Source organism: Micromonospora sp. KC606 (assembly GCF_004348675.1).
In the GTDB taxonomy this organism is placed as follows: Bacteria; Actinomycetota; Actinomycetes; order Mycobacteriales; family Micromonosporaceae; genus Micromonospora.
The window spans coordinates 1-4,283 of the sequence record NZ_SMKN01000325.1 but is presented as its reverse complement, the minus strand read 5'-3'; the positions used below and the strand labels follow the sequence as shown (position 1 = coordinate 4,283).

At 73.2% G+C, this 4,283-nt stretch carries 3 protein-coding genes and 2 pseudogenes; 3 read left to right on the top strand and 2 right to left on the bottom strand.

Annotated elements, in window-relative coordinates; genetic code table 11:
* Window positions 1-77: 77 nt before the first annotated feature.
* The gene (locus E1193_RS30265; RefSeq protein WP_132186554.1) at window positions 78-896 is read right to left on the bottom strand and encodes a class I SAM-dependent methyltransferase; all 819 of its coding nucleotides are present in this window, start codon (window positions 894-896) and stop codon (window positions 78-80) included.
* Between the two features lie 142 nt (window positions 897-1,038).
* Window positions 1,039-1,794, bottom strand: a pseudogene (locus tag E1193_RS30260) (SDR family oxidoreductase); the annotation flags it as partial.
* Window positions 1,795-1,899: 105 nt separating this feature from the next.
* Between E1193_RS30260 and mshA the strand changes: the two are divergent.
* The 3 genes and pseudogenes from mshA to E1193_RS30245 all read left to right on the top strand — a co-directional run.
* Complete coding sequence (gene mshA / locus E1193_RS30255) at window positions 1,900-3,339, top strand: D-inositol-3-phosphate glycosyltransferase (RefSeq protein ID WP_207922933.1); 1,440 nt, start codon at window positions 1,900-1,902, stop codon at window positions 3,337-3,339.
* A gap of 57 nt (window positions 3,340-3,396) precedes the next feature.
* Window positions 3,397-3,912, top strand: coding sequence for a YbjN domain-containing protein (locus tag E1193_RS30250; RefSeq protein WP_132186551.1), 516 nt, complete (start codon window positions 3,397-3,399; stop codon window positions 3,910-3,912).
* A 75-nt stretch (window positions 3,913-3,987) separates the two neighbouring features.
* Window positions 3,988-4,283 (top strand): annotated as a pseudogene (locus E1193_RS30245) (hypothetical protein); the annotation flags it as partial.

Genomic DNA, 4,283 nt, shown 5'->3' with positions numbered 1-4,283 from the left:
GCCACGTGCAGCCTCCACCCAGATCATGAAGCTGGCCCGCGCGATTTCGCCTCCGGTTGTCGCCGTCAACCTCGTGATCATCCCCGTGGGGCATGGGGATCAGTGGAGGCGGGGGTTACCACGGGCCAGGGGACGGTGAGGTAACCCTGGCGCCAGTGCTGCGGCCGGCCGTGGACGGGCCAACCGGCGTCGCGGACCGCACGCACCGCCTGCACCCAGCGCTGTCTGGGGCCGAACGGGGCGTAGCCGGCGGCGGCCCGCCAGGCGTCGTCCAGGGCGCGGATCAGGTCGTGGATCCGCTCGCCCGGGACGTTGCGGTGGATCAGGGCCTTGGGCAGCCGCTCGGCGAGGTCGGCCGGGCTCTCCAGGCTGGACAGGCGCGCGGCCAGGGTCAGGGTGCGCGGCCCGCCGGCGTCGACCAGCACCCAACTGCCGATCCGGCCCAGCTCGTCGCAGGTCCCCTCGACCAGCGCCCCGCCCGGGGCCAGCCGGTCGGCTACCGTACGCCAGGCGTCGGCCACCTCGCTCTCGTCGTACTGGCGCAACACGTTGAACGCCCGGACCAGGGCGGGACGCAGCCCGGCCAGCTCGAAGCCGCCCCGGGCGAAGGCGAGCCTGGGCGGGTCGGCAGCGGGTGCGGCGGCGGCGACGCGTACCGGATCGATCTCCAGCCCGACCACCCGCACATCCCGGCGGACCCGGGCGGCGAGCCGGGCGCGTAGCTCGACGGCGGTTACCGGGGTCGCGCCGTAGCCCAGGTCGACCACCAGCGGGTCGACGGAGGCCCGCAGCCGGTCGCCGCAGGACGCGACGATCCAGTTGTCCACCCGCCGGAGTCGGTTCGGGCTGGTCGTCCCGCGGGTGACCACGCCGAGCGGCCGGGCCGGCGCGGCCAGCCGGCCCGCGCTCACCGGATCCGACACCGCTCGCGGTTGAGGGGACAACCCCGACTCACTCCTCGCGCTTCACGGGTTCGTTCTGGTTCGCGGCTGCGGGGCTCGCACGACCGGCTCGCTCCTCGCGCTTCACGGGTTCGACACGGTGCACCTTGTGCTGGGCTGCCTGGGCCAGCGGGCGGACGACGAGACGGTCCACGTTGACGTGCTGGGGGCGGGTCGCACACCAGGCGATGCAGTCGGCGATGTCCTCGGCGACCAGCGGTTCGGCCACCCCGGCGTACGTGGCGGCGGCCTGGTCGGCGTTCCCGCTGAAGCGGTTCAGGCCGAACTCCTCGGTCTTCACCATGCCGGGATCGATCTCGACGACCCGGACCGGGCGCCCGCACAGCTCCAGCCGGAGCGTCCCGGCCATGGCGGTCTGCGCGTGCTTGGCGGCGCTGTAGCCACCGCCGCCCTCGTAGACGACGTGGCCGGCGGTGGAGGAGACCATCACGATGGTGCCCCGGCCAGACGCCTCCAGCGCGGGCAGCAGGGCCTGGGTGACCCGCAGCGTGCCGAGGACGTTGACGTCGTACATCCACTGCCAGTCGTCGACCGCGCCGGACTCCACCGGGTCGAGCCCGCGTGCGCCACCGGCATTGTTGACCAGTAGGGTGACCGGGCCCGGCGCGGCCAGCGCGGCGGCGGCCAGCCCGGCGACGGACCCGTCGACGGTGATGTCGCACTCCACGGCGGTCGCACTGCCCCCGGCGGCCTCGATCGTGGCGACCAGGTCGGCCAGCCGTTCGGACCGCCGCGCGGCGGCCAGCACGTGGAAGCCTTCGGCGGCCAGCCGGCGGGCGGTGGCCGCACCGATCCCGCTGGACGCCCCGGTGACGATCGCGACAGAGGTCATCCGGCCATTCTCCGCCCTACCTGCCGGGAGAGAGGACGAGCCGGTGGATGAGGTCGGTCACGCCCACGGACGGCTCCGGCGTATTTCCGAAGTGGGATCGGGAAGATGGCATCCGCCGTAGCGGTTGACCGAGAAGCGCCGGTCGTGCGGACGGCATCAACCGTGACAGAGGGAGCGGACGTGGTGGAGTTGCACACCGGTGTCGGTCGTCAGCGAGGCGCCCTGCCGTGGCCCCGCCCCCGCCGGATCGCCACCGTGTCGGTGCACACCTCGCCGCTGCACCAGCCGGGCACCGGCGACGCCGGCGGCATGAACGTCTACATCCTGGAGGTCGCCCGGCGGCTCGCCCAGGCGAACGTCGAGGTGGAGATCTTCACCCGGGCCACGTCCGGCGACCTGCCTCCGGTCGTCGAGATGGATCCCGGAGTGCACGTCCGGCACGTCACCGCCGGCCCGCTGGAAGGGCTGACCAAGGAGGAGTTGCCCGGCCAGCTCTGCGCCTTCACCGCCGGGGTGCTGCGCGCCGAGGCGGCCCGACCGCCCGGCCACTACGACCTGATCCACTCGCACTACTGGCTCTCCGGTCAGGTCGGCTGGCTGGCCAAGGAGCGCTGGGGCGTGCCGCTGGTGCACACCGCGCACACCCTGGCCAAGGTCAAGAACGCGCAGCTCGCCGCCGGTGACCGCCCCGAGCCGAAGGCCCGGGTGATCGGCGAGGAGCAGGTGGTCGCCGAGGCCGACCGGCTGGTCGCGAACACCCGGGTCGAGGCGGGCGACCTTATCGGTCGGTACGACGCCGACCCGGGCCGGGTCGCGGTGGTCGAGCCGGGCGTCGACCTGGAACGGTTTCGGCCAGCCACCGGGAGCCGGCCCGCCGCCACCCGGGCGGCCCGCCGTCGGCTGGGGCTGCCCACCGGCGGGTACGTGGTGGCGTTCGTCGGCCGGATCCAGCCGCTCAAGGCCCCCGACGTTCTGATTCGGGCGGCCGCCGCGTTGCGCGAGCGGGATTCCGCCCTGGCCGACGAGCTGACCGTGGTGATCTGCGGCGGGCCGAGTGGCAGCGGGCTGGAGCGGCCCACGGCGTTGATCGAGCTGGCCGCCTCGCTCGGCGTCGCAGACCGGGTGCGCTTCCTGCCACCACAGACCGGCGAGGACCTGCCCGCCCTGTACCGGGCGGCGGATCTGGTCGCGGTGCCGTCGTACAACGAGTCGTTCGGGCTGGTCGCCCTGGAGGCGCAGGCGTGCGGTACGCCCGTGGTGGCCGCCGCCGTCGGTGGTCTGGTCACCGCCGTGCGCGACGGGGTCAGCGGAATACTGGTCGAGGGGCACGACCCGGTCGACTGGGCCCGTGCTTTCAATCGCCTGCTACCCGACGGGCCGCGTCGGGCCGCCCTGGGCGTCGGCGCGGCCAGACATGCCCGCAACTTCTCCTGGCAGCGGACGGTCTCGGGGCTGCTCGCCGTGTACGGGGAGGCGATCGCCGAGCACCGGAGCCGGCTGGCGGCCCGGCTGGCCGGGAACGCCGCCATGTCCTGCTCGTGGTGATCCGGGCCATCTGTCGCCGTCCGGTGTGCCTGCCCGATCGACCGTAGAGTGGGGGCGATGAGCGCGATGAGCGACCTGGCGGCCCTGATCGAGTCCTTCTGTGCCGAGCGGGAGCTGGACTGGGAGTCCACCGGCGACAACTCGTACGCCGTGACCCTGCCGGGCACGCACAAACTCAAGACGATCTGCAACCTGATCGTCGGCGAGCACGCGCTGCGGATCGAGGCGTTCGTGATGCGCCAGCCCGACGAACGGCGCGAGGACCTGTGGGCGTGGCTGTTGCAGCGCAACGCCCGGATGTACGGCGTGTCGTTCTCCATCGACGCGGCAGGGGACGTGTACCTGACCGGGCGCGTCAATCCGGCCGGCATCGACGCGGACGAGCTGGACCGGCTGCTCGGCGCGGTGCTCACGTACGCCGACGAGTCCTTCGACACCATGCTGGAGATCGGCTTCGGCGGCGCGATCCGCCGGGAGTGGGAGTGGCGGGTCAAGCGGGGCGAGTCGACCGCCAACCTCGCCGCCTTCACCCATCTGTTCGCACCGTCGCCGGGAGGTTCGGACCAGTCCTGACGGGTATGCCGCACCGCTGCGGTGCGGCAGTCAGAGACCCGCCGCAGGCCGAGACGGACTGTCGAGGAGCGTGCCATGGCTCAACGGAACAGCTCAGGTCGCGGCGGAGCTGCGACCAGGACCAGGCAGGGCAACCAGACCCCGAACACGCCGGAGATCTCTGAGTCGGAAATCTCCCGGATGCGGGTGGACGACATTCGGGGCCAGCTGCGCCGACGCGGTGTCTCCGGGATCTCCGCGCTGCGCAAGCCGGAACTGGTGAAGACGCTGGCGCGGACGCTGCGGGCAGAGGGCCGTACCGGTGGCGCGGCCCGTCGTGCCACCGGGCCGGCAGGTCGGGCGCCGGCGGGGGGGAAGGCCACCGCCGGCGG